General features: G+C 60.6%; 21 protein-coding genes and 1 tRNA gene. 13 read left to right on the top strand and 9 right to left on the bottom strand.

The annotated features are described in order from the left end of the window. The first annotated feature begins 33 nt into the window (after window positions 1-33). Window positions 34-110, top strand: a tRNA-Met gene (locus tag HCG46_RS15105). A 220-nt stretch (window positions 111-330) separates the two neighbouring features. Here the strand turns inward: HCG46_RS15105 and HCG46_RS15100 are convergent. Then, window positions 331-1671, bottom strand: a complete 1341-nt coding sequence (locus HCG46_RS15100; RefSeq protein ID WP_168686647.1) for an aspartate aminotransferase family protein — start codon at window positions 1669-1671, stop codon at window positions 331-333. Window positions 1672-1787: 116 nt separating this feature from the next. On the opposite strand from HCG46_RS15100, the gene HCG46_RS15095 reads away from it, so the two are divergent. Further along, a complete protein-coding gene (locus tag HCG46_RS15095; RefSeq protein ID WP_022999333.1) occupies window positions 1788-2363 on the top strand; it encodes a cupin domain-containing protein in 576 nt (191 codons plus the stop codon). A gap of 7 nt (window positions 2364-2370) precedes the next feature. Here HCG46_RS15095 and HCG46_RS15090 read toward each other — a convergent pair whose 3' ends face one another. After that, window positions 2371-3240: a MurR/RpiR family transcriptional regulator gene (locus HCG46_RS15090; protein ID WP_168686646.1), complete on the bottom strand. Its 870-nt coding sequence runs from the start codon at window positions 3238-3240 to the stop codon at window positions 2371-2373. 115 nt (window positions 3241-3355) lie between these two features. Here HCG46_RS15090 and HCG46_RS15085 point away from each other — a divergent pair, with 115 nt between their 5' ends. From HCG46_RS15085 to HCG46_RS15065, 5 genes are all read left to right on the top strand, one after another. Next, window positions 3356-4402, top strand: coding sequence for a spermidine/putrescine ABC transporter substrate-binding protein (locus HCG46_RS15085; RefSeq protein ID WP_152504981.1), 1047 nt, complete (start codon window positions 3356-3358; stop codon window positions 4400-4402). 79 nt (window positions 4403-4481) lie between these two features. After that, window positions 4482-5600 (top strand): ABC transporter ATP-binding protein, encoded by a 1119-nt coding sequence (locus HCG46_RS15080; protein ID WP_168686645.1) that lies wholly within the window; start codon window positions 4482-4484, stop codon window positions 5598-5600. Then, the gene (locus HCG46_RS15075) at window positions 5597-6532 is read left to right on the top strand and encodes an ABC transporter permease (protein ID WP_168686644.1); all 936 of its coding nucleotides are present in this window, start codon (window positions 5597-5599) and stop codon (window positions 6530-6532) included. Before HCG46_RS15080 ends, HCG46_RS15075 begins: the two co-directional genes overlap by 4 nt. After that, entirely contained in the window at window positions 6529-7359 is an 831-nt protein-coding gene (locus HCG46_RS15070) for an ABC transporter permease (RefSeq protein ID WP_055656819.1), read from the top strand. The genes HCG46_RS15075 and HCG46_RS15070 overlap by 4 nt, the downstream gene beginning before the upstream one ends. Next, window positions 7356-8468 (top strand): P1 family peptidase, encoded by a 1113-nt coding sequence (locus HCG46_RS15065; protein ID WP_168686643.1) that lies wholly within the window; start codon window positions 7356-7358, stop codon window positions 8466-8468. The genes HCG46_RS15070 and HCG46_RS15065 overlap by 4 nt, the downstream gene beginning before the upstream one ends. Before the next feature lie 52 nt (window positions 8469-8520). Here the strand turns inward: HCG46_RS15065 and HCG46_RS15060 are convergent, their stop codons facing one another. From HCG46_RS15060 to HCG46_RS15030, 7 genes are read right to left on the bottom strand one after another with little or no spacing between them, the layout of a single operon-like run. Next, complete coding sequence (locus HCG46_RS15060; RefSeq protein ID WP_168686642.1) at window positions 8521-10308, bottom strand: gamma-glutamyltransferase family protein; 1788 nt, start codon at window positions 10306-10308, stop codon at window positions 8521-8523. A gap of 29 nt (window positions 10309-10337) precedes the next feature. After that, complete coding sequence (locus HCG46_RS15055) at window positions 10338-11207, bottom strand: ABC transporter permease (protein ID WP_075284669.1); 870 nt, start codon at window positions 11205-11207, stop codon at window positions 10338-10340. Window positions 11208-11212: 5 nt separating this feature from the next. Next, window positions 11213-12160, bottom strand: a complete 948-nt coding sequence (locus HCG46_RS15050) for an ABC transporter permease (RefSeq protein WP_168686641.1) — start codon at window positions 12158-12160, stop codon at window positions 11213-11215. 59 nt (window positions 12161-12219) lie between these two features. Beyond that, window positions 12220-13725, bottom strand: coding sequence for an ABC transporter substrate-binding protein (locus tag HCG46_RS15045; protein WP_168686640.1), 1506 nt, complete (start codon window positions 13723-13725; stop codon window positions 12220-12222). A 28-nt stretch (window positions 13726-13753) separates the two neighbouring features. Beyond that, window positions 13754-14854 carry a dipeptide ABC transporter ATP-binding protein gene (locus HCG46_RS15040; protein WP_168686639.1) on the bottom strand — a complete coding sequence of 367 codons (1101 nt, stop codon included), beginning with the start codon at window positions 14852-14854 and terminating at the stop codon, window positions 13754-13756. Continuing rightward, on the bottom strand, window positions 14851-15846 hold the full coding sequence (locus tag HCG46_RS15035; protein WP_205838502.1) for an ABC transporter ATP-binding protein: 996 nt from the start codon (window positions 15844-15846) through the stop codon (window positions 14851-14853). Before HCG46_RS15035 ends, HCG46_RS15040 begins: the two co-directional genes overlap by 4 nt. Continuing rightward, window positions 15836-16552: an FCD domain-containing protein gene (locus tag HCG46_RS15030; RefSeq protein ID WP_022999320.1), complete on the bottom strand. Its 717-nt coding sequence runs from the start codon at window positions 16550-16552 to the stop codon at window positions 15836-15838. Before HCG46_RS15030 ends, HCG46_RS15035 begins: the two co-directional genes overlap by 11 nt. Before the next feature lie 682 nt (window positions 16553-17234). On the opposite strand from HCG46_RS15030, the gene HCG46_RS15025 reads away from it, so the two are divergent. The 6 genes from HCG46_RS15025 (at window position 17235) to HCG46_RS15000 (ending at window position 23503) form a co-directional block, all read left to right on the top strand. Beyond that, window positions 17235-18449, top strand: coding sequence for a transporter substrate-binding domain-containing protein (locus tag HCG46_RS15025; protein WP_168686637.1), 1215 nt, complete (start codon window positions 17235-17237; stop codon window positions 18447-18449). Next, entirely contained in the window at window positions 18446-19048 is a 603-nt protein-coding gene (locus tag HCG46_RS15020; protein WP_168686636.1) for an ANTAR domain-containing protein, read from the top strand. Before HCG46_RS15025 ends, HCG46_RS15020 begins: the two co-directional genes overlap by 4 nt. A 4-nt stretch (window positions 19049-19052) precedes the next feature. Next, window positions 19053-19940: an ABC transporter permease gene (locus HCG46_RS15015; RefSeq protein ID WP_168686712.1), complete on the top strand. Its 888-nt coding sequence runs from the start codon at window positions 19053-19055 to the stop codon at window positions 19938-19940. A 2-nt stretch (window positions 19941-19942) separates the two neighbouring features. Next, window positions 19943-20863: an ABC transporter permease gene (locus tag HCG46_RS15010; protein WP_168686635.1), complete on the top strand. Its 921-nt coding sequence runs from the start codon at window positions 19943-19945 to the stop codon at window positions 20861-20863. A gap of 71 nt (window positions 20864-20934) precedes the next feature. Then, window positions 20935-22563, top strand: a complete 1629-nt coding sequence (locus tag HCG46_RS15005) for an ABC transporter substrate-binding protein (protein ID WP_022999314.1) — start codon at window positions 20935-20937, stop codon at window positions 22561-22563. Then, the gene (locus HCG46_RS15000) at window positions 22553-23503 is read left to right on the top strand and encodes an acetamidase/formamidase family protein (protein WP_022999313.1); all 951 of its coding nucleotides are present in this window, start codon (window positions 22553-22555) and stop codon (window positions 23501-23503) included. The genes HCG46_RS15005 and HCG46_RS15000 overlap by 11 nt, the downstream gene beginning before the upstream one ends. Window position 23504 lies beyond the last annotated feature (1 nt).

Below are 23504 nucleotides of genomic sequence, written 5' to 3'. Positions count from 1 at the left end.
CGCGCAGCGCGCCAAGGACAAACAAAAAAACAACGCGGGATGGAGCAGCCCGGTAGCTCGTCAGGCTCATAACCTGAAGGTCGCAGGTTCAAATCCTGCTCCCGCAACCAAATAAACAAAAAGGCCGCCCAATAGGGCGGCCTTTTTTGTTGGATCACAGCGCGGCAGGGATCTTGACATGACCCGGCCCCATCAAGGAGCGCTGCGCCCGACGCACTGGCACAAAAACGCTCAAAGCCACTTACCAAAACAAACAAATAACCCCGGCAGATATCCTGACCGGGGTATTTTGTTGCCATTATGAAGGGGGCTGGGCGGAAGACCGGAAACCTAGGCCGTTTCGGAGAGGACCTGTCCCAGCGTTTCCACCATCTCGTCAATCAGGCCTTCTTCTACAATCAATGGAGGCGAAAGAGCGATGATGTCGCCAGTCACGCGGATCAGCAAACCCGCCTCGAAGCACTTGACGAAAACCTCATAAGCACGTTTTCCGGGCGCGTCCTCGCGGGAGTTGAGTTCAATGCCGGCAATGACGCCAACAGTGCGGATGTCCTTGACGTGTTTGGCGCTCTTGAGCGTATGGATACGGTCTTCCCAGGCGTTTGAAATCTCCGAACCACGGGTCAGAAGCTTATGTTTTTCGTAGATATCGAGCGTGGCAAGGCCGGCGGCGCAGGCAACCGGGTGACCGGAATAGGTATAGCCGTGGAAGAGTTCGATTGTTTCGGCCGGACCGCCCATGAAGGCTTCATAGATCGCGTCTTGCGCGAAGACCGCTCCCATCGGAATGACGCCGTTGGTAAGACCCTTGGCAGTGGTAAAGAGATCCGGTTTCACGCCGAAGAAATCGGATGCGAAAGGGGCGCCAAGGCGTCCGAAACCGGTGATGACCTCATCGAATATCAACAGGATACCGTGACGGTCGCAGATCGCACGCAGCCGTTCCAGATATCCCTTGGGCGGGATGAGCACACCTGTGGAGCCTGCAACTGGCTCGACAATGACCGCGGCGATCGTCTCTGCACCATGTAGCGCAACGATCCGTTCCAGGTCGTCGGCAAGATGTGCGCCCCACTCCGGCTGCCCCTTGCTGAAGCTGTTGTGTTCGGGAGCATGAGTGTGCGGCAAGTGATCGACACCGGTCAGGAGCGACCCGAAATGGCGGCGGTTGTTGACGATGCCGCCAACGGAAATGCCTCCGAAGCCGACACCGTGATAACCGCGTTCGCGACCGATCAACCGGGTTCGGGAAGCGTCGCCCCTGGCGCGGTGATAGGCGAGCGCCATCTTCAATGCCGTGTCGACGGATTCAGACCCGGATCCGGTAAAGAAGACATGGTTGAAGCCTTCCGGCGCAACCGACTTCAGACGTTCTGCAAATTCGAAGGCAATCGGATGGCCCATCTGGAAGGAGGGCGCGTAGTCCAGTTCGGACAGCTGCCGGGCGACCGCATTGGTGATCTCTTCATAACCGTGTCCGGCATTGCAGCACCAGAGGCCCGCAGTGCCGTCGAGAATGCTGCGGCCGTCGTCGCTGCGGTAATGCATGCCCTTGGCCGAGACCAGCATGCGTGGAGACTGCTTGAACTGCCGGTTCGCGGTAAACGGCATCCAGTAAGCGTCAAGCGGCTGGTTGGATCGAATATCTGTGTTGTTGTTGACGATGTTCATGTGCGCCTCCTCGGTCGGTCGCACTAGAAAGCACTGATTTTGACAAGCCGAATAGTCTGTTTCTTGCAGACATCAAGGCATTGAAAAGCCGCATTTTGAATGAGAAACTGTTTAGGATGATAAACACACTAAACACCGATGACTTCTCACGCGACGTCGGATTGCGCCTGCGGGCGATCCGGGAAGCGCATGGCTATTCACAGCGGGAATTGGCCAAACGGGCCGGTGTCACCAACGGTTTCATCTCTCAGCTGGAAGCGGCCAAGATCAACACCTCCCTGAGCGCGCTGAAACGTGTTCTGGACGGTATACCGATCGGTCTTTCTGAGTTCTTCGCCTATGAACCGGAGCGGCAAGAGCAGGTGTTTTTCGGCGTCGATGAGCTGACCGAAATCGGCAAGGGCAACATTTCCTACAGGCAAGTCGGCAACAGCCTCTTCGGACACGAGCTTCAGATGCTTTACGAAGTTTATGAAGCGGGTGCGGATACAGGGCGGGTCATGCTCAGCCACGAGGGCGAGGAAGCCGGTATCGTCATTGAGGGACGGCTCGAAGTTACCGTCGGCGAGCAGAGAAAGGTCCTCGGACCGGGAGATGCCTACCTCTTCAAGAGCTCGATCCCACACAGGTTCAAGGCACTGCGAAACGGCCGCTGTGTCGTTGTCAGCGCCTGTACGCCGCCGACGTTCTGACCCTACGCTAGAACAGTCCGAGCTTCTTCGAATTCGCCTTCCATTGTACCAGACGGTGGCTCGAGGTCGTCTCGTTGGCCCTGGCTGCAATGTCGACCATCAGGCTGAGCGCGGCAACGATCCCGATTGTCGATTCCAGAAAGAGGCCCGTTCTGGAAGGCGCATAGACGGCGGCATCGGCGATCTCCCTACTCCAGTGGCAATATTCGTCCGAAACCACAATCACTGATCGGCCCTGGCTCTTTGCCAGCCGGGCGAGCTTCAGCGATTCCGATGCATAGGGCACGACGTCCACCAGGATAAGGCATGTTGTGGCGGCCGTTTCCGGACCGTGATCAAGCCACTCGCCCAGCATGCCGTCATGAGCGGACAGGAAATGGACATTCTTTCGCGCGAGCGCCATCCGGCGGGCGAAATCCTCCACTGTTCCCCGGATCGACTGAAATCCCGTGGCGTAAATCGTCTCGGAAGTCGAAACCAGTCGGCTGACCTCTTCCCAATTATCGCCTTGCGTCTGGTTGAAGACGTTGGTCAGTCCCTGGACCTCGGCTTCCAGAGTCTCAACGAACCGCAAAGGGATGTCCCCGTCGGTGACGAAGGAGGCCGTGGTGACCGAATAATGTTCGCGCAGCAGCTGCTTCAGCCCTTTCATGCCGTCGCAGCCGAGCCGGCGCAGCAACCTTCCGACGGTCACCTCTGAAACCCCCGCCTTTTCCGCGAGAGATTTTCCGGTTTCCAGCCCGAGAGATGAAATATTCAGGCTGACAAACTGCGCAAGCCGGGCCTCCTGCTTGGGGAGTTTGGGTGTTTCATCCTGCAAGCGTTTGATGAATTCATCGAATTTCGCCTGAGGGAAGGAGGAGAAGCCGGCTTCCATTTCAGCTCCCAAAATGACAGAAAAATAACATTTGACAGAAATGTCATAATTCAATCTCCTTTTGGACGCAAGCCCGTTCACCTCCCAGAAACGTGGCAGCAAACCAGAGGGTTCCATGACTAACAACACGCTGAAGAGAGTTGCCAAGGCAACACTTGGCGCAGCGGCACTGGTGGCTGTTGCCAGTGCTGCGCAGGCCGAGGAAGAACTGAATCTCTACAACTGGGGCGACTACATAAATCCGCAGGTTCTGACCAGATTTACCGAGGAGACAGGGATCAAGGTCAACCTGGACACCTATGGCTCCAACGAGGAAATGCTTGCGAAGATCCAGGCCGGCGCCACCGGTTACGATATCGTGTTCCCGTCGGTCCATATGCACGACATCATGTTCCAGCTTGGTTTGCTGGAAAAGACCGGCATCGGCAGCGATCCGGCTTTCAAGAACATCGACCCGCAGTTCATCCGCGCGAAGACAGATCCGGACGCGGAATATTGTCTGCCGTATGCCTGGGGCACTGTCGGCATCGCCTACAACAAGCAGAAAGTGGCCGAAATGACCGGATGGAAGGATTTCTTCGCCCTGGCTGACAAGGGCGAGAAGATCATCCTTCTCGACGATCTGCGCGAGACCATCGGCATCGGTCACATCATGAACGGCACGTCGGTCAATTCCACTGATGAAGCCGAGATCGAGGCCGCGGCAGATTACATTCTGGAGCGCAAGAAGAACGTCACCGCCTTTACCTACGACAGCATTCCGCTGGTCCAGTCTGGCGATGTGGCGGCGGCACACTGGTATGTCGGCGCGAACATTTTCGTGCAGCAGGCTCCGGATGTGCTCGCCTACGTCATCCCGGAGGAAGGCGCGACCATGTACCAGGAAGATATCTGCGTCCTGGCCAGCGCACCGAACAAGGACAACGCAAAGAAGTTCCTGCAATTCTATCTTCAGCCGGAAATTTCCGCGCTGAACGTACAGCAGCAGCTGAATGGCACCCCGAACCTGCCGGCCCGGGAGCTCCTGCCGCCGGAAATTGCCAACAACGAAAGCATCTACCCGCCTCAGGACGTGATGGAAAAGCTGCAGATCTTCGTGGACCTCGGCCGCGACCTTCAGCTTTACAACAGTGAATGGACGCGCATCAAAACGGCACAATGAGTGCGGATGCGGACGACCGTCACGAACAGACTGCGCGGCCACGGGCCGCGCATGTCGCCTGACGTTCCGAGGGGGTAGAATGCAAGGAATTTTGAGGATCGAAAGCGCCTCCAAGAGCTTTCAGGCTCCGGAAGGTGGCGTCATCCGGGCACTGGACAACGTGTCCCTGACAGTGGCTCACAACGAGTTTCTGACGCTGCTTGGCCCGTCGGGCTGCGGCAAGACCACCTTGCTGAGGGCGGTCAGCGGGTTTGAGGATCTCGACGGTGGCGAGATCTACATAGACGGCCAACCGGTATCGGATCAGCCGGCACACAAACGACCGGTCAACACCGTCTTTCAAAGATATGCCCTGTTCCCGCACCTGTCGGTGCAACGGAACGTTGCCTACAGCCTCGAGGTTAGAGGCGTCGCGAAAGCGGAAATCAGACAGCGTGTCGGCAGCATGCTTGAGCTTGTCGGCCTTGCCGGAATGGGCGCGCGCAAGATCGGCCAGCTTTCCGGTGGGCAGCAACAGCGAGTGGCCCTTGCCCGTTCGCTTGTGGCGCGACCAAAAATTCTTCTGCTGGATGAACCCCTGTCGGCACTCGACAAGAACCTGCGCCACAAGATGCAGCAGGAGCTGAAGACCCTGCAGCACGAACTTGGCATCTCGTTCATCTTCGTCACCCACGATCAGGAAGAAGCGCTGGTTATGTCCGACCGGATCGCGGTGCTGAACGGCGGCAACATCCAGCAACTGGATGCGCCTGAAGAGCTCTACCGACGTCCGGCGAACGAATTCGTTGCCCGCTTCATCGGCGAAAGCAACCTCCTGGACGCGACAGTGGTTTCGGTTGCCGGTACGCGTTGCGACGTCGTTCTGACCGATGGTACCGTCATACGCGATTGTCCGGTAAACGGCCTGAAGCGGGGCGATCCGGCAAAGGTGTTGATCCGGCCGGAAAACCTTCTGGCGGACCTGGGGCAAAGCGGTTCTGGCGAGCGGGCGGGACACGAAATCTCGGGCACGGTCAGCGAGAGCTTTTTCGCCGGTACCGATTACCGTCTTGTTCTTTCTTGCCAGGGGTTGCCGCCGGTCAGGGCATCGCTTCGGGCGGGACCTGGCACGTCGCATCACACGATCGGCGAACAGACCTCGCTGTTCGTGCCGCATGATGCCGTGCACCTCATTCCTGGAAATGGAGCTCCGGCATGAGCAGGGGGCACAACACACTGGAAAACAGGCGAAAGCTGACGCTGTTTGGCCTCTTGCTACCACCGTCCGCCTTTCTCGCGGTCTTCTTCCTCGGGCCGCTCGCCATCATGATCGTCTATTCCTGGCTCACACCGGGTCTTTATGGCGGCGTTGAATGGAAATTCTTTCACCTGAACTACGGCCGCATCCTGGGCTGGGCCGACACCAAGTACGAGCGCTTCGACCCGGTCTATATCGAGATCTTTCTGCGGTCGGTGAAACTGGCGGCAACCACTGTCTTGCTCAGCCTCATCCTCTGTTACCCGGTCGCATTCTGGGTGTCGCGGATGTCTGACAGGATGAAAAACCTGGTCATCTTCCTGATCACGCTGCCTTTCTTCATCAGCCTGATCGTGCGTCTGTTCGCGTGGGTCCTGATCCTGAGGCCGACCGGTTTCTTCAACCAGGCGCTGATAGGCCTCGGACTGATCGATCAGCCGCTGGAAATCATCTTCACAGGCACGGCGGTGGTCATCGGCATGGTCTATGTGTTCGTGCCGTTCATGTTCCTGCCGCTCTATGCCAGCATCGAAAAGCTGGACCACAGCCTGATCGAAGCCTCGCAGGACCTGGGCGCCAACCGGCTTCAGACATTTTTTCGCGTGATCCTGCCAATGACCCTGCCAGGCATCGTTGGCGGCTCGATCATCGTCTTCATCCCGAGCCTCGGCAATTTCATCGTCCCCTCGCTTCTGGGCGGGGCAAAGGTGGTCATGATCGGCAATCTGATCGAGCAGCAATTCCTGTCGGCGCGCAACTGGCCCTTCGGAGCGGCGCTCGGAATGATGGTGATGGCCGCCGTCCTGGTCCTGCTGCTCTACTATATCCGCATTGTTACCCGTGAAGAGCGGCGCTCCGGCGGATCGAAGGTGGCAGAGGAGGTTGCTGCATGAGGCGCAAGATTTCCTGGCGAAACCTGTTCCTGTCGGTCTACGGATGGCTGTTTCTGGTCTTCATCTACGTGCCGATCCTGTTGATCACGGTGTTCTCGTTCAACTCCAACCCGGTCAACATGATGATCTGGCAGGGGTTTACCTTCGACTGGTACCGCACGATCTTCGGCTTCCCAACGGAACTGAACGAGCTGACGCTTTATGTGGAATCAACCGATCAGCTCTATAACGCGGTCCTGAACAGCCTGACGGTAGCCCTTATCACGACGGCGGTGTCGACGGTGCTCGGAACGTCGGTTGCGCTGGCGGTCGCCCGCTTCAGGTTCCGCCTCAAGAATTTCTACCGGGCCCTTCTGTTCATGCCGATGATCATGCCCGACATCATCCTCGGCATCGCACTGTTGATCTTCTTCGTGTCCTTCGGCTTCGGTCTTGGCCTGCACACGATCATCATCGGCCACTGCACGTTCCTCAGCAGTTACGTGTTCATCGTGGTCAGCGCCCGCATCGCGGATATGGACGACAGCCTGGAAGAGGCATCGGCGGATCTGGGGGCCGATGGCTGGACGACATTCCGGCGGGTGACCCTGCCACTGATCGCACCGGGTGTCATCGGCGGCGCGATGCTCGCCTTCATCATCTCGATGGATGATCTGGTGATCACCTATTTCATCTCCGGCGTCGATTCCACGACCCTGCCTGTTCACATCTACGGGATGCTGCGCAGGGGCATCAAACCGGAAATCAATGCAATTGCCACGGTCATGCTGGTGTTTTCGTTCATCATCGCATCCGTTGGCCTCTACATGCGGTCCCGCAAGAAATGACGCAGAAACATAACTCCAAACGTGCCCGCGACCTGGGACTTCCCATGCCGGGCACTCCGGGTCCGCAAAACGCGATTACCGATGTCGAAGGTGTGCTTGTTGGCTATGAAACGCTTTCCTCAAGGCTGACACCTGCGCTCGCGAGCAACGGTCTTCCCGTGCAGACCGGCGTCACGGCAATCCTGCCCAGGGGGCGGACATCGACACCGCGTCCGGTGTGGGCGGGGCTGCATGCGCTCAACGGCAACGGTGAAATGACCGGCAGTCACTGGGTCAAGGACGCGGGTTATTTCACCGGCCCGATCCTGATCACCAATACGCACAGCGTAGGCGCTGCGCACGAGGCCGCCGTGCGCTGGATGGTCGATACCTATCGCGATGCCTGGGAGAACAACCACCTTTGGGCGATGCCGGTTGTCGCGGAAACATATGACGGTGTCCTGAACGACATCAATGGCCTGCATGTGCGGCCGGAACACGCGGCAAAAGCCCTCGAAAACGCGACATCCAATCCGCCTGCCGAAGGCAATGTCGGCGGTGGTGCCGGCATGATCTGCTACGAGTTCAAGGGAGGAACGGGCACCGCCTCACGCCGTATCGAGGCAGGTGGCAAGCCCCACACGCTCGGGGTTCTTGTGCAGGCGAACCACGGTCTTCGGCCATGGTTCAAGGTGCTGGGACAGTCCGTCGGGGAACAGATGATGGAAGACCGGTTGCCGGGCTTCAAGGCGGAGCGTGGCTCGATCATCGTGATCATCGCAACGGATCTGCCGCTGCTACCTTCTCAGCTCGACCGTCTGGCCCGCCGCGCGACCATCGGCATTGGCCGGGGCGGAACGCCGGGCGGCAACAGCTCCGGCGACATTTTCCTTGCTTTCAGCACGGCCAATGAAATGGATCTGCCGCAGCTTAGCGGGCCGTGGAAATCCATGGTGTCGCTGAACGACGATCTGCTCGATCCGGTCTACATGGCTGCGGTGGAGGCAATCGAGGAAGCTGTCCTCAACGCCATGCTGGCGGCCGAAGACACGCCAACCGCAAGGCCCGCAGGTGCGGTTTGCCGGGCGATCGACGCCGAAGCCCTCAGGGAGCTCTTCGCACGGGTTTGAAAGCCCCGCCGGTGCCGATAGGTGCAAGACATCGGCGGGGCTGTGGTGCCGTCTATCGACCGATCGCGTAGGCCTGCATCAGGCGCGGGGTTGCCGCTGCCTTCAGGACGCCGTCAGCGCTGCGCTTGGCGGCGGTCAGCCGGCCGATGGTCCAGTTGCCGGAAACTTCCACCGAATGCCCGCGGGCCCGCAGCAGATTGATTGTCTCTGAGCTGAAATTGCCTTCCGCCATCACGTGCCCCGGCTGGCGTTGGCGCGGGTGGAACGACGTCGGGAAATGGGTGGTGTGGAACAGCGGCAGATCGATGGCTTCCTGCAGGTTGAGGCCGTGATGCACCAGCCGCAGGAACAGGGAAAGCTGCCACTGGTCCTGCTGGTCGCCGCCTGGTGTGCCGAACACCATCGCCGGTCGCCCTTCATGGAAGGCTAGGCTCGGCGTCAGCGTGGTGCGTGGGCGTTTGCCGGGCGCCAGGCTGGTCGGCAGGCCGTCTTCCAGCCAGAACATCTGCGCGCGGGAATTCAGGCAGAAGCCGAGCGCGGGAATGATCGGAGAGGATTGCAGCCAGCCGCCGGACGGGGTCGCGGCAACCATGTTGCCCCAGCGGTCGATGATGTCGAGATGAACCGTGTCGCCCCGCCGCTCGGAAAGATGCGCCATCGTCGGTTCGTAAAGTCCCGTGTTGGCAATGCCTGCGCGCTCGATCACGGCCATGTTGGCAGCGACCTGATCCTCAAAGCCCGGCAGAACGCCGGGGCGCAGGTCGAAGGACGCGGTGTCGGAAATCAGTTTGCGCCGCGCATCGTTGTAGTCGTCCGACAGCAGCGTGCTCATCGGAACGTCAACAAAAGCGGGATCGCCGTAATAGACCTCGCGGTCCGCATAGGCGAGCTTCATGGCTTCGGTCACATGGTGGACGAAGTCGGCACCAGCCGGCTCCATAGCGCCGATGTCGAAGCCTTTCAGAAGCGCCAGCGCCTGCAGCAGCACAGGCCCCTGTCCCCATGGGCCGGTCTTGGCAACGGTCCAGTCGTGATAGTCGCTCAGGAGCGGATCTTCGTAAGTCGCGCTCCAGGTTGCCAGATCGTCGGCGGTCAGCACACCCTTGTGCTTGGTGCCCGAGCCGTCCATCACCTCGGCGGTTTCCAGGAAGGCCGCTATCTCCTCGGCAATGAAGCCGCGGTAGAAACAGTCCCGTGCCGCGTCGATCTGCTTCTCGCGGCCGGATTGGGTTTCCGCTTCGCTCAAGAGCCGGGTCCAGGTCTGGGCCAGAACCGGGTTCTTGAACATCTCGCCGGCTTCCGGAACGTTTCCGCCAGGCACCCAGGTCTCGAAGGACGTCGGCCATTCTGTCTGGAAGAAGTCCTTCAGCCCGCCGATGGTCGCCGCTGCACCCGGCAACATGGGCTGGCCGTTTTCAGCGTAATAGATCGCAGGCTCCAGCACATCGCGCAGGCTCAACGTGCCGTGGTCGCGCAGCATCAGCATCCAGCCGTCGAAGGCACCGGGAATGACGGTCGACAGCAGGCCGTTGCCCGGAATGAGATCCAGCCCTTCCGCCTTGTAATGATCGATGGTGGCTCCCGCCGGGGCAGGTCCCTGGCCGCAAACGACCTTGGTTTCGCCGGTTCCGGCCTTGTGGAAGATCACCGGCAAATCGCCGGCCGGGCCGTTCAGATGCGGCTCCAGAACCTGCAGCACAAGCCCGGTCGCAACGGCGGCGTCAAAGGCATTGCCGCCTTTTTCCAGGATGCTCATGCCGACGGCGCTTGCGATCCAGTGGGTGGAAGTGACGACACCGAAGGTGCCGGTGATTTCGGGGCGGGTGGTGAAAGTCGGCATGAGTTACTCTTTGGGTTTTAAAAAACGGGTCAGCTTTCGCGCGGGTCGAGAGCGTCGCGCAGGCCATCGCCAAGCAGGTTGAAACCGAGAACGACCAGGAAGATCGCCGCGCCCGGCCACCAGGCCATCCAGGGCGCCTGGGTCATGAAGTTCTTGGCAACGTTCAGCATGGAACCCCAGCTCGGTGCGGGCGGTTGCTGGCCGAGGCCGAGGAAGGAAAGGCTCGCTTCGGCAATGATCGCGGTGGCGACTGTCAGGGTCGCCTGAACCAGAACCGGCGCAAACACGTTGGGCAGGATGTAGCGGGACATGATCGCGAAATGGCTGAGCCCGATGGCCCGTGCCCCTTCGACATAGTCTTCCGTCTTGACCGACAGCACCTGGCCGCGCGTCAGGCGCACGAAGATCGGCATGGCCGACAGGCCGATGGCGATCATGGCGTTGCTGAGGCTCGGCCCCAGGAACGCGGCAAGCGCAATCGCCAGAATGAGAAAGGGCGTTGCCAGAAGCGCATCGGTGACCCGTGAGATTGCCTGGTCGATCCAGCCACCGAAATAGCCTGAAAGAAGACCAAAGGGCACGCCGATCAGCACGGCGATCAGCACGGACACAACGCCCGCCATCAGTGAGGCCTGCGCGCCCCAGATCATGCGCGAGAGGATATCCCGGCCGATCTCGTCTGTGCCGAGCCAGTGGGCGGCGGATGGCGCCTTGCGCACGGCGCTCCAGCTGGTTGCGGCCGGGTCCGCAATGGGCAGCAGCGGCGCGGCAACCGCTATGCCGATGAAAAAGGCGACGATGATGAAACCGAACAGCGCGCTCTTGTTCGCCTTCAGCTTTTTCCAGGCGCGGCTTTCGAGGCGGATGGTTTCCTCGGCCGGGTCTGCGGCGGTGGTCACGGCGCTCACAGGCTGCTCCTCATGCGCGGGTTGAGAAGGAAGTAGAGAACATCGGCAATCAGGTTCATCAGGATGAAGCCGGCAGCCGTGCACATGACGATCCCCTGGACGACGGCATAATCGCGAGTGAAGACCGCATCGACGATCAGCTTGCCGAAGCCCGGAATGGTGAAGATCTGTTCCGTGAGCACCGCGCCTGCCAGCAATTCGCCGAAGAGCAGGGCACTCAGGGTGACGATGGGCAGAAGCGCGTTGCGGAACGCGTGTTTCAGGATGACCACGTTCTCTCGAAGACCCTTGGCACGGGCGGTGCGGACGTAGTCGGCCTTCAGGACACCCAGCATGGCCGAGCGGGTGTGCCGCATCAACGTGGCCGCCAGTGCCGTGCCCAGCACGAAGGCTGGCATGATCATGGTCTGGAGTGATTTCAGCGGATCGACGAAGGGCGATTCATAGCCGGAGGCCGGCAGCCAGCCCAGGTGAACGGAGACCAGCATGATCAGCATGATGCCGAGCCAGAAATTCGGGATGGAAAGGCCGGACAGCGCCACGAAATTGGCGATGTAGTCCACGGCGGTTCCCTTGCGCACCGCGGACAGGATGCCGGCCGGAATGCCTATGGCAAAGGCGATGATCATCGCCATCACCGCGAGCTGGATCGTGACCGGCAGCTTGTCGGCAATAAGCTGCGTCACCGGCTGGTTGGTCCGCAGCGAAATGCCGAGATCGCCCTGCAGCATGGCCTTCATCCAGGAAAAATACTGGTAGAGGATCGGGTCGTTGAGCCGGTATTTGTCGCGGATGAACGCCAGCACTTCAGGATCGCGTTCTTCGCCGGCAAGCACGAGCGCCGGGTCGCCGGGCAGCAGTTTCTGCAGCACGAACACGAAGACCGAGACCAGAATGAGCGTCGGGATGGCGATGAGCAGCCGGCGTACGATGTAGGACAGCATTCAGGCAAAATCCGTTTGGATCGGGACCCGGCAAAAGCCGGGTCCCGTCATGCGTCTGGTTATTTGAACTTGACGTTCTCGAGGCGGATCATGCCATCAGGATAGGCGGTGAAGCCTTCCAGCTTGCCGGACAGGGCCCAGATCCAGGTCGGGTGGTAGAGATAGACGATCGGCAATTCGTTGATCAGGATATCCCGTGCCGCGTCATACTTGGCCTTGCGCGTGGCGGTGTCATTGCTCTGCCGTGCCTCGTCCAGCAGCTTGTCGACTTCCGGAATGCAGACCTTGGAATCGTTGATCCCGCCCTTGCAGGTCATGAACTGGTGGATGTTGCCGTCCGGATCGACACGGCCCGACCAGCCCACCTGGCTTGCCTGGTAGTTGCCCGCGGACTGGTCCGCCAGCAGGCTGGCGAATTCCATCGACTTCAGTTTGACGTTGAAACCGGCTTCCGCTGCCATCGACTGAACAACCTGCATCATCTGCGTCTGCACGGGGTTGTTGGCCACCTGCACTTCGACGTCGAGGCTGTCATAACCGGCTTCCTTCAGCAGGGCCTTTGCCTTTTCGACATCCCGTGCCGGAACCGGATAGTCCTTGTCGTACCAGGGGCTGGTCGGCGGGAACGGCTGATTGCCGGGTGCAAAGGCGCCTTCGAAGACAACCTGGTTGATCGCGTCACGGTCGAGCGAAAGGCTGAAGGCCTGGCGGATCTTCGGATCGTTGCCGAACGGGTTGTCACCCTTCTCGCCGTTGTTGAGGTTCACCGTGATGCCCTGGTAGCCAAGGCTGACGGCTTCCGCGAAGCCGAGGTTGGCATCACCCTTTACCGAGGCGACGTCGGTTGCAGCAAGGCGTTCCAGCATGTCGATATCGCCGGAGCGCAGGTTGGCGAGACGCACGGTTGTATCGGGGATCGGCAGGAACGTGACTGTGTCGAAGTTGATGGCATCCTTGTTCCAGTAGCCGTCGAACTTGGACAGAACAATGCGGTCCTGCTGGACGCGTTCAACGAACTTGAACGGGCCGGAACAGACCGGGTTGTTGCCGAAGTCGGCCCCGGCGGCTTCTGCGGCGGTCGGGGAAACCATCATGCCGGCGCGGTCGGCAAACTGGGCCAGCAGCGTTGCATCCGGCGAGGCGAGGCTGATCTTGACTTGCAGCGGGCCGGAAACTTCCACGCTTTCGATGGACTTGACTTCACTCTTGCGGCGGCTTTCCGGAAGGGTCTTCGAGCGCTCGATGTTGGCTTTCACCGCTTCCGCGTCAAAGGGCGTGCCGTCGTGGAAGGTCACGCCTTCGCGCAGGTCCATGGTCAGAACCTTGCCGTCGTCAGACCAGGTCCAGCCGGTGGCCAGCTGCGGGATGATTTCCAGATCCGGGGTGATGTCCACCAGCTTGTCGCACAGCGAGGTGTAGACGATACGGCCGACAAAGGTCCGGGACTGATCGGGATCCAGCACATCGGCATCGTCCTGCAAGCCGATACGAAGATCGGCGGCTTGGGCGGCCGTGGCCAGGGTCGTTGCGCTGAGCAGCAGCGCGGCAAGGAAATCCTTACGCATGTTTGTACTCCTCTCGGAAGGGCTCGATTTATGGTCTTGCGGCCGTCGTCGGCTCTTTTTGTTGACTTCGGGTCCGGAACAGCGCGAAGCGCTTTTCCGCATTGGGGCTCCTTGGCGGTTCCTGAACCGGGGGCTGGGCATCGTCTGCAATCTTTTCCCAGTGGTGACAGGCGACGGTCCGGTCACCCGCGACATTGGCGGGCGTCGGTTTCTCCCGGCTGCAAAGGTCGGTTGCGTGCGGACAACGCGGATGGAAACGGCAGCCTGAAGGCGGATCCAGTGGCGAGGGCACGTCGCCCAGGAGAGCGGCCTTCATCGACCGCCCATGAGGTGAGGCAATCGGGATCGCGCGCATCAGGGCCTGGGTGTAGGGATGCAAGGGCTTGTCGAAGAGCGCGTCGTTCGGCGCCAACTCGACGATTTCGCCCAGGTACATGACAGCCACCCGGTCGCTCATGTGGCGGATAACCGCCAGATCGTGGGCGATCAGGATCAGCGTCAGGTCGAATTCCGACTTCAGGTCTTCCAGAAGATTGATGACCTGGGCCTGCACCGAAACATCCAGTGCCGAGACGGGTTCATCACCGACGATCACCTTGGGACCGCTGGCAAGCGCCCGGGCAATGCCGATGCGCTGGCGCTGACCGCCGGAGAACTCGTGCGGATATCGGTTGGCAAAGGCTGGACGCAAACCGACCCTGTTCAGAAGCTCGGCGACCTTCTGCCGCCTTTCGGTGCGGGTCAGCGCCGTGTGAACCTTCATCGGTTCCTCGATCAGCGCGCCGACGGTCATGCGCGGATTGAGAGAGGAAAACGGGTCCTGGAACACGAACTGCAGGTCTTTCCGCAACCGGCGCATTTCCTGTTCGGACAGGGCGGAAATGTCGTTGCCGTCGTAGAGAACCGCACCGTCCGACGGTGTCAGCAGGCGGACGAGAAGACGTGCCAGCGTGGATTTTCCGCAGCCGCTTTCTCCAACGATGGAGAAGGTTTCTCCACGTTTGATGGTCAGCGATACACCGTTGACGGCACTGACCGAGGTTGCCGGTTTGAAAAGGCTCTTGCGGCCGCCGAAACGCTTGGTGACGGCGCGCGTCTCGATGATCTTGTCCCGGGTTGGCAGGCTCATCCGGCAGCCTCCGCAAATGCGCTTTCCAAGGGGGCGTAATGGCAGGCGGCCCGGTGAGATGGGCCAAGTTCGACAAGTGCCGGCGTTGTTTCGCAGCCGGTTCCGGCAAAGGGGCAGCGCGGTGTGAACCGGCACCCGGACGGCATGTTGTCGATGGCAGGCACCATGCCGCCAATGGTTGCCAGCCTGCCGGACCGGGGCCCGACCGACGGCACGGAGCTCATCAGGCCGATGGTGTAGGGGTGTTGCGGATCGTCGAAAATTGCGGCGACCGGGCCTTCCTCCACCGCGCGCCCCGCGTACATCACACAGACGCGGTCGGCGATTTCGGCGACGACGCCCAGATCATGCGTGATCATGATCAGCGCCGTTCCGCTCTCCTTCTGCAGGTCTTCGATCAGGTCGATGATCTGAGCCTGGATGGTTACGTCCAGCGCGGTGGTCGGCTCGTCGGCGATCAGCAGAACCGGGTCGTTGGCAAGTGCCATGGCAATCATGACGCGTTGACGCATACCGCCGGAAAGCTCATGCGGGTAATCGTCCAGCCGGCTGGAAGCGGCCGGAATCTTGACCCGTTCCAGCATTTCCAGCGCCCTTGCGCGGGCCTGCACACGGCTCACCGGGCGATGCCGCAGCACGATTTCCGATATCTGGTCGCCAATCCTGTAAGACGGATTGAGAGAGGTCATCGGCTCCTGGAAGATCATGGAAATACGGTCGCCGCGCAGGTCGGCGAGCGCGCGCTCTGGCAGGGCCAGAAGGTCCTGCCCCGCGAAAGTTGCCGTGCCGGACATGACCCTGGCAACACCCCGGGGCAGCAGGCCCATCAGCGACAAGGCCGTCACCGACTTGCCGCAGCCGCTTTCTCCGACGATGCACAGGGTTTCGCCCGGACGGACGGCAAAGGACAGACCATCGACGATGTTTGCCGGGGCACCCTTGAAACGGAGCGAGAGATCCTGAACCTCAAGAACGGGGGCCTCAGTCGGCATTTGCCGCCTCGCTTGCACTCTGGAAAAGGAGACGCTCCTGCAGCGCCAGCAGGTGGGCGCGCATGGTCTTTTCCGCGGCGATTGGGTCCCGGTTGGCAATGGCCGCGATGATGTCGACATGCTGCGCCCGGTACAGCGTCAGGGCATCGTCGGTTCTCAACGCTTCGCGCACATGGCGCCAGGCGGTGTCCTGCCGGACCCGGTCCACAACGTCGAAAAGTGCCAGGAACAACGTGTTGCGTGCTGCCCGTGCAATGGCCCGGTGCAGGGCGCTGTCCCAAAGTTCGCGGCTGTCCATGTCCTCGGCCTTGCCGACGCGGTCCGCAAGGTCGCTCATGGCGGCAATATCGGAAGGCGCGGCGCGCAGCGCGGCCAGCCGGGCCAGCACCGGCTCGATCTGCAGCCGGACTTCCATGACCTCGAGCATGTTGGAGTTTTCGTGCAGCGACAGGATCTGCTTTTCCGGCTGTGCAGGTTCGCTGCCGATGAAAGTTCCCGCTCCCTGCCTGCGCCAGATCTTGCCTTCGGTTTCAAGCACTTCCAGGGCCCGGCGTACGGCCCTGCGGCCGACACCGATGGTTTCGGACAATTCACGCTCGGTGGGAAGCTGTTCCTCGCCCTCAGCCGTGAGCTGGTCCACGATGATCCGAAGTCGTTCCAAGGCCATGCTGGAGTTGCGCTGCGAAGGTTTGTCGGTGCCGCTCATGCCATACCAATTCGAACCAATTTGAATTGGTCGCATTATTGGCGCGATATTTTTAGCTGTGCAAGTAGTGCATTTTGCCAAGATGTGCCCGATGCGGGTTTCGGACCGGGCTTGAGAGTTCAGGAATTTAACGGCAAGGCTTCAGTCAGAAATTGTGTAAATAACTGTAAAACATGAAGAAAAATATCAGTGAGGCCTGAAGGGGACGCCTTTGGGAAAAGACTTTGCGAGGTGCTTGCCTGAAATTTGTGCTGGGGAACAAATTTTAATCGGTTCCGCTATTTTCGTCAGGTCATCTTCTGAGGCGAAATTTTGTATTGCATCCCCTTCTTCAAGGGGTTGATTGTTGCTTGGCTTGGGAGAAAATTTGTCATTCTTTTCAAGAAAAAGAGTGATTTTTGATGCTCTGGCTCCCGGTTGGCGAAACTCCTGAAATTGGTTCATAGGAAGCCGTTTGTCGCCGTCGTCATTTGTGGCGAAATTTTATGCGTGGCTGATCTTTGAGCTTTGCGGCGATTGACAAGATTTTTTTCTTCGGCGATCCTGATATCGAAATAGCGGCAATCGTTCAGCCGCATGGCAATTGCGCCCCGATCTGTCGCAGGTGACCACCTGCGGGTCGGGGTTTTTTTATGTTCAGCCCCCGCGGTTTGCATCGTTCGGCTGAAGGGCAGGGTAATACATGGCCTTTGGTGAAATACCTGTTGGCGTTCTGTTTTCGAAATCCGGTTCCTATGCCGCGATCGGGCAGGAAGGCTATTGGGGTGCCCGGATCGCCATCGATGAAATCAACGCTTCCGGCCTGTTCGATTTCCGTTTCCTGCGCGTGGATGGTGACCCGAAGGGCTCTGCCGAAAACTACGCCGTGGAAGCGGACAGGATGATGCGGGAGGCCGGCTGCCGGCACATCATCGGCACCCAGACATCCTCCTCCCGCAAGGAAGTCTTGCCGGTGATGGAGCGTGGCCGCGGGCTGCTCTGGTACACCACGCCCTATGAGGGCTTCGAAAGCCACGATCGTGTGGTCTACACAGGCGCTTGCCCGAACCAGGGCGTGGTTCCGCTTTTCCGCCACATCGTTCCGGAATCCGGCCGCCGCGCTTTCCTTCTCGGGTCCAACTACATCTGGGGCTGGGAAACCAACCGCATTGCCCGCGAACTTCTGGCCGGGTGTGACGGCGAAGTTCTGGGCGAGCGCTATGTCGCCATCGGCGACGAGAACATTGACCATCTGATCGTTGAAATCCGCGAAAAACGGCCGGACTTCATCTTCAACAACCTGATCGGCGAAAGCAGCTACGCCTTCCTGCGCGCCATGAAGAGGCTTGCGAAGGAAGATCCCGCCTTTGCGCCGAACCGCTGCCCGATCCTCAGTTGCAATCTGACGGAAGCCGAGCTGCCGATCCTGGGGGCTGCCGCCGAGGGCCTTGTGTCCACCTCGACCTATTTCGAAACGCTGGACACGCCGGAAAACGAGGATTTCCTGAGCCGGCTGGAGGGCCTGCGCGGCCCGGATGCGTCGATTTCATCCATGTTTGTCGGACCCTATGAGGCCGTCTGGCTGCTCGCCCGCGCTATCGAGGCCTGTGGTTCGGATGCACCGGATCATGTCCTGGCGGAATTGTGTCGCCGGCCGCACCGGACGCCGTTGCGAGACATCCGGATCGATCCGCAAACGCAGCACGCTTACCTGCAGCCGTTGATCGCGGTGGTGGAAACCACCGGGCCCGAGCGCATCCGCTCCCGGTTCCGCATCATCGAAAAGACGTCCGGCCCATTGGCGCCGGATCCCTATCTGGTTCACTATGACCCGCTGGAAAGCAACGCCGGTTCATCTGGTGATACACCGGTACCGGACAACGGTAATACGCCGAGACTGAGGCTGGTGTCGTCATGAGCAGCCTGTTCCGCACCCCGAGTTTCCGCGGTTGGTCCGCGACTGTGCTGCACAAGCCGCATTCCGACAGGGATGCCGTCTGCCGGCAGCTCGACCGTCTCGGCATTGCGGTGTCGACCGCCTGGCCGGAACTTCCCGAGGAAGCAAGGCAAGCTGATCTTGTGATCTTCGACGCCGATTCCGGTCATGATGCCCAGTTCCCCTGGCCGGTTGAGGAACACCCGATGCCGATGATCGCGCTGATGGGTAGCGAGGCTCCCGGGCGGGTCGAATGGGCCATCCGGCGCGGAGCCATTGCCCATCTGAGCAAGCCCATCGCGTCCAGCGGTGTCTACGGCGCGCTTGTTGTTGCCACGCGAACCTTTGCCATGCGCCGCGCATCGGAGGAAAGGATCGCGAAACTGGAAGCCCGCCTTGCCTGTCGGCCTCAGGTGGCCGAAGCCATCCTGCTTCTGATGCAGCACCAGGGCAGCGACGCCGATACCGCCTACAAACTTCTTCAGGATATGGCGATGGCGAGCCGGCAAACCATGGAAGACGTTGCGCTTGATCTGCTGGCGCGTTCAGGAGGGCAGAATGCCGGCCGACGTGAAGCCTGAAGCGATGCCAGACACCGTGAAAACCGCCGCCCCCGAAACCCCCAAAGGCGTCTGGCGTCGTCTCCTGGAAAGGAAACTAGCCGTCTTTGCCCTGGCCCTGGTCGGTGTAATCGTCGGGGCCGCAGTCTTTGCTCCCTATGTCGCACCTTTCGACCCGGCGGAACAGTTCTTCGAAGGGCTGACCCTGGAGGGCGCGCCCTTGCCTCCGGGCGAAACCTTCTGGCTGGGCACGGATCTGCTCGGGCGCGATCTCCTGTCACGTCTGATCTACGGCGCGCAGACGTCGCTCATCATCGGGGTCGTCGCCAACGGGATCGCCGTTGCGGTCGGTGCCTTTGTCGGCATCCTCGCCGGTTTTTTCCGTGGCTGGGTGGAAACGGTGCTGATGCGCTTCACCGATCTGATGATGGCCTTCCCGGCGCTGCTGCTTGCCATCACGCTGGCGGCCCTGTTCAGACCATCGCTCTGGATAGTTGCCATGGTAATCGCCATGGTCAACTGGGTGCAGATGGCGCGTGTCGTCTATACCGAAACCAGGTCGCTGTCGGAGCGCGAATTCATCCTGGCCGAACGGGCCATGGGCGCGGGCCTCTTCCGTATCCTGTTCCGCCACATCCTGCCGCATCTTCTGTCGACCATCGTCGTCTTCGGCACGCTGGGCATCTCGACGACCGTGCTGCTGGAGGCAACGCTCAGCTATCTCGGCATCGGCGTACAGCCGCCGACCCCTTCCTGGGGCAACATCATCTACGAAAACCAGACCTATTTCACCTCGGCGCCCTGGCTGGTGTTCTTCCCGGGTATCGCCATCATCGCGCTGGCGCTGGGCTTCAACCTTCTGGGCGACGCCTTGCGTGAGGTGCTCGATCCTACACAGAAGGGGAGGCACTGATCATGGGTGGTTATATTCTGCGCCGGGTGTTCCAGTCCGTGCTTATCCTCATCGGCATCACCTTCCTGACCTTCGTCCTGCTCTATCTGATCCCGGCCGATCCGGCCCGCCAGATCGCAGGCCGCAGCGCCACCGCGCAGACGGTCGAGAACATTCGCGAGCAGCTTGGTCTGAACCTGCCGTTTTACCAGCAGTACTTCCGCTATCTGACCGGGCTGCTGCAGGGCGATCTCGGCCGCTCCTACCTGCAGAAGACGGAAGTGGGCGCGCTCATCTGGTCGCGTCTGCCGGCAACGCTCCTTCTCATGGTTGGCGCCATCGTCTGCGAACTGGCGATCGGACTTACCATGGGGCTCGTCGCAGCCCTGCGCCGGAACACGGCGACAGATACGAGCCTCATGGTCCTTTCCTTCGTCGGGGTTTCCTCGCCCCAGTTCGTGATCGGCATCCTGCTGCTCTACGTCTTTTCGGTGCAGCTCGGCTGGTTCCCCATCGGCGGTTACGGCACCTTCATGCACATGGTGCTGCCGTCGTTGACCCTCGGGTTCCTGGGCGCAGGCTGGTACTCGCGCATGATGCGCTCGTCCATGATCGACGTGCTGCGCCAGGACTTCATCCGCACGGCGCGCGCCAAAGGCCTGAAACGCTGGCAGGTCCTGTTCGGCCATGCCCTTCCCAACGCCCTGCTGCCGATCATCGCCATGATCGGGATCGATATTGGCCTCTTCATGAGCGGCGTCGTGGTGGTTGAAAGCGTGTTCGGCTGGCCGGGCATCGGCCAGCTCGCCTGGCAGGCCATCCAGCGGGTCGATATTCCCATCATCATGGGCGTCACGCTCGTGTCCGCATTCGCGATCGTGCTCGGCAATTTCCTCGCCGACCTGATTGCTCCCCTGATTGATCCGAGGATCAAGCTGCGCTGACGCGCGGCAACCGCCGGAAAACCGCCTTCAGAGCGGCCCGGCATATCACCGTAAGAACCGGAGGTTGGACTATGAAGAAGACAGTATTGGCAGGGGCTGCCGCCCTTCTCGCCGCCACCGCCCTGACATCGGCATCCGCTCTGGCGGACGACATCAAGCAGGGCGGATCGATGATCGTCACCTACAAGGACGACGTTTCGACGCTTGATCCGGCAATTGGCTACGACTGGCAGAACTGGTCGATGATCAAGAGCCTGTTCGACGGCCTGATGGACTATGAACCCGGCACCACCAACCTGATGACGGATCTGGCCGAGGACTACACGATTTCCGATGACGGCACGGTCTTCACCTTCAAGCTGCGCGAAGGTGTGAAGTTCCACAACGGCCGCGAGATGACCGCGGAAGACGTCAAATATTCTCTCGACCGTGTCACCAATCCGGCTACCCAGAGCCCGGGTGCCGGTTTTTTCGGCTCCATCAAGGGCTTTGATGCCGTGGCTGCCGGCGATGCCACCAGCCTGGAAGGTGTCACCGTCGTCGATCCCTATACGGTCAAGATCGAGTTGTCCCGTCCGGATGCGACCTTCCTGCACGTGATGGCCATCAACTTCTCGTCCATCGTGCCGAAAGAGGCCGTGGAGGAATTTGGCGCCGACTTCGGCAAGCATCCGGTCGGCACCGGTGCGTTCTCGCTGGAAGAATGGACGCTCGGCCAGCGCCTTGTGTTCAAGCGCAACGAGGACTACTGGCGCGCTGGCGTTCCCAAGCTTGACGAAATCACCTTTGAAGTCGGCCAGGAGCCGGTGGTTGCGCTCCTGCGCCTGCAGCGCGGCGAAGCCGATATTCCGGGCGATGGCATTCCCCCGGCGAAGTTCCTGGAAGTGACCAAGGACCCGCAATACAAGGACCTGATCATCGAAGGTGGCCAGCTGCACACCGGCTATGTCACCATGAACGTGAAGATGCCGCCCTTCGACAAGCTGGAGGTGCGCAAGGCCGTCAACATGGCGATCAACAAGGATCGCGTCGTGCGCATCATCAATGGCCGCGCAGTCCCGGCAAACCAGCCGCTGCCGCCCACCATGCCGGGCTATGACAACGAGTACACCGGATATGCTTATGACCCGGAAGCCGCCAAGGCGCTTCTGGCCGAGGCCGGTCTGGCTGACGGGTTCGAGACCGAACTCTATGTCTACAACACCGACCCGAACCCGCGCATTGCCCAGTCCATCCAGGCCGACCTTGCCGAAATCGGCATCAAGGCTGAAATCAAGGCACTGGCCCAGGCCAACGTGATCGCGGCAGGCGGCGAGCCCGACCAGGCACCGATGATCTGGTCCGGCGGCATGGCCTGGATCGCCGACTTCCCGGATCCGTCCAACTTCTATGGCCCGATCCTGGGCTGTGCCGGCGCGGTCAAGGGCGGGTGGAACTGGTCCTGGTACTGCAACGAGGAGCTGGACAAGCAGGCCACTGCTGCCGACAGTATCACCGACCCGGCGAAGAAGGCCGAGCGTGAGGAAGCCTGGCGCAAGATCTTCATCTCGGTGATGGACGACGCGGCCTGGGCGCCGGTGTTCCACGAGCAGCGTTTCACGATGCGGTCCGAGCGGCTGGGTGGCCCCGACGCCATCTTCGTCGATCCGGTCCACATTCCTGTCAACTACGACTACGTTTGGGCGAAAGATGTGCAGTAACTGCAAGGCCGCTTACACGATCCACGCGGCACAGCACCACTTCGGTTGGGACAACTCCAATGCCCCGGCCGAAACGGTGGCACCGGGCACGGTGCTGGAATTCGAATGTCTCGACAGTTCGGCCGGGCAGCTCACGCCCGAAAGCACTGTCGCGGATGTTTCGACGCTGGATTTCGGCAAGATCAATCCGGTCAATGGCCCCATCTATGTGGATGGGGCCGAGCCGGGCGATGCGCTGGTGGTCAAGATCCACGAGTTCAAACCTTCCGGTTTCGGCTGGACCGCCAACATTCCGGGTTTCGGTTTGCTGGCAGACCAGTTCAAGGATCCGGCCCTGCATATCTGGTCCTATGACAAGGACAAGCTGGGAACCTCGGCGTTTGCCCCGTTTGGCAAGGTGCCGTTGAAGCCCTTTGCTGGCACCATCGGTGTCGCTCCGGCGGAAGCGGGTCTTCATTCCATCGTTCCGCCCCGGCGGGTCGGTGGCAATCTTGATATCCGCGACCTTGCCGCCGGAACAACGCTCTACCTGCCGGTGGAAGTTGCCGGAGCCCTGTTCTCCATCGGCGACACCCACGCGGCGCAGGGCGATGGCGAGGTCTGCGGGACCGCTATCGAAAGCCCGATGAACACGGTGGTCGAGCTGGACCTGATCAAGGGTGCCAATCTCAAGATGCCACGGTTCGAAACCCCGGGCCCGGTGACCCGCCATCTCGACGAGATGGGCTACGAGGTCACCACCGGTATCGGCAGCGATCTCTTCGAAGGCGCCCAGGCAGCCGTTTCCAACATGATCGACCTCCTGTGTGCCCGTCACGGCTACAGCGCGGTCGATGCCTACATGCTGTGTTCGGTCTGCGGCGATCTCCGGATTTCGGAAATCGTGGACATGCCCAACTGGGTGGTCTCGTTCTACTTCCCGAAAGTCGTGCTTCAGTAAC

It is taken from the genome of Labrenzia sp. PO1, from assembly GCF_012273635.1.
GTDB lineage: Bacteria > Pseudomonadota > Alphaproteobacteria > Rhizobiales > Stappiaceae > Roseibium > Roseibium algicola.
The sequence above is the reverse complement of the archived record's forward strand: the minus strand, read 5'-3'. Positions and strand labels throughout refer to the sequence as shown.

Bases quoted from the DNA above. Each gene is read 5' to 3' on its own strand.
- HCG46_RS15070 (WP_055656819.1), top strand. From the start codon at position 6,529: ATGAGGCGCAAGATTTCCTGGCGAAACCTGTTCCTGTCGGTCTACGGA.
- HCG46_RS15010 (WP_168686635.1), top strand. From the start codon at position 19,943: ATGGGTGGTTATATTCTGCGCCGGGTGTTCCAGTCCGTGCTTATCCTC.
- HCG46_RS15075 (WP_168686644.1), top strand. From the start codon at position 5,597: ATGAGCAGGGGGCACAACACACTGGAAAACAGGCGAAAGCTGACGCTG.
- HCG46_RS15060 (WP_168686642.1), bottom strand. From the start codon at position 10,308: ATGCCGACTTTCACCACCCGCCCCGAAATCACCGGCACCTTCGGTGTC.
- HCG46_RS15050 (WP_168686641.1), bottom strand. From the start codon at position 12,160: ATGCTGTCCTACATCGTACGCCGGCTGCTCATCGCCATCCCGACGCTC.
- HCG46_RS15090 (WP_168686646.1), bottom strand. From the start codon at position 3,240: ATGGAAGCCGGCTTCTCCTCCTTCCCTCAGGCGAAATTCGATGAATTC.
- HCG46_RS15095 (WP_022999333.1), top strand. From the start codon at position 1,788: ATGATAAACACACTAAACACCGATGACTTCTCACGCGACGTCGGATTG.
- HCG46_RS15025 (WP_168686637.1), top strand. From the start codon at position 17,235: ATGGCCTTTGGTGAAATACCTGTTGGCGTTCTGTTTTCGAAATCCGGT.
- HCG46_RS15035 (WP_205838502.1), bottom strand. From the start codon at position 15,846: ATGCCGACTGAGGCCCCCGTTCTTGAGGTTCAGGATCTCTCGCTCCGT.
- HCG46_RS15065 (WP_168686643.1), top strand. From the start codon at position 7,356: ATGACGCAGAAACATAACTCCAAACGTGCCCGCGACCTGGGACTTCCC.
- HCG46_RS15085 (WP_152504981.1), top strand. From the start codon at position 3,356: ATGACTAACAACACGCTGAAGAGAGTTGCCAAGGCAACACTTGGCGCA.
- HCG46_RS15015 (WP_168686712.1), top strand. From the start codon at position 19,053: ATGCCAGACACCGTGAAAACCGCCGCCCCCGAAACCCCCAAAGGCGTC.
- HCG46_RS15000 (WP_022999313.1), top strand. From the start codon at position 22,553: ATGTGCAGTAACTGCAAGGCCGCTTACACGATCCACGCGGCACAGCAC.
- HCG46_RS15040 (WP_168686639.1), bottom strand. From the start codon at position 14,854: ATGAGCCTGCCAACCCGGGACAAGATCATCGAGACGCGCGCCGTCACC.
- HCG46_RS15030 (WP_022999320.1), bottom strand. From the start codon at position 16,552: ATGAGCGGCACCGACAAACCTTCGCAGCGCAACTCCAGCATGGCCTTG.
- HCG46_RS15100 (WP_168686647.1), bottom strand. From the start codon at position 1,671: ATGAACATCGTCAACAACAACACAGATATTCGATCCAACCAGCCGCTT.
- HCG46_RS15080 (WP_168686645.1), top strand. From the start codon at position 4,482: ATGCAAGGAATTTTGAGGATCGAAAGCGCCTCCAAGAGCTTTCAGGCT.
- HCG46_RS15045 (WP_168686640.1), bottom strand. From the start codon at position 13,725: ATGCGTAAGGATTTCCTTGCCGCGCTGCTGCTCAGCGCAACGACCCTG.
- HCG46_RS15020 (WP_168686636.1), top strand. From the start codon at position 18,446: ATGAGCAGCCTGTTCCGCACCCCGAGTTTCCGCGGTTGGTCCGCGACT.
- HCG46_RS15005 (WP_022999314.1), top strand. From the start codon at position 20,935: ATGAAGAAGACAGTATTGGCAGGGGCTGCCGCCCTTCTCGCCGCCACC.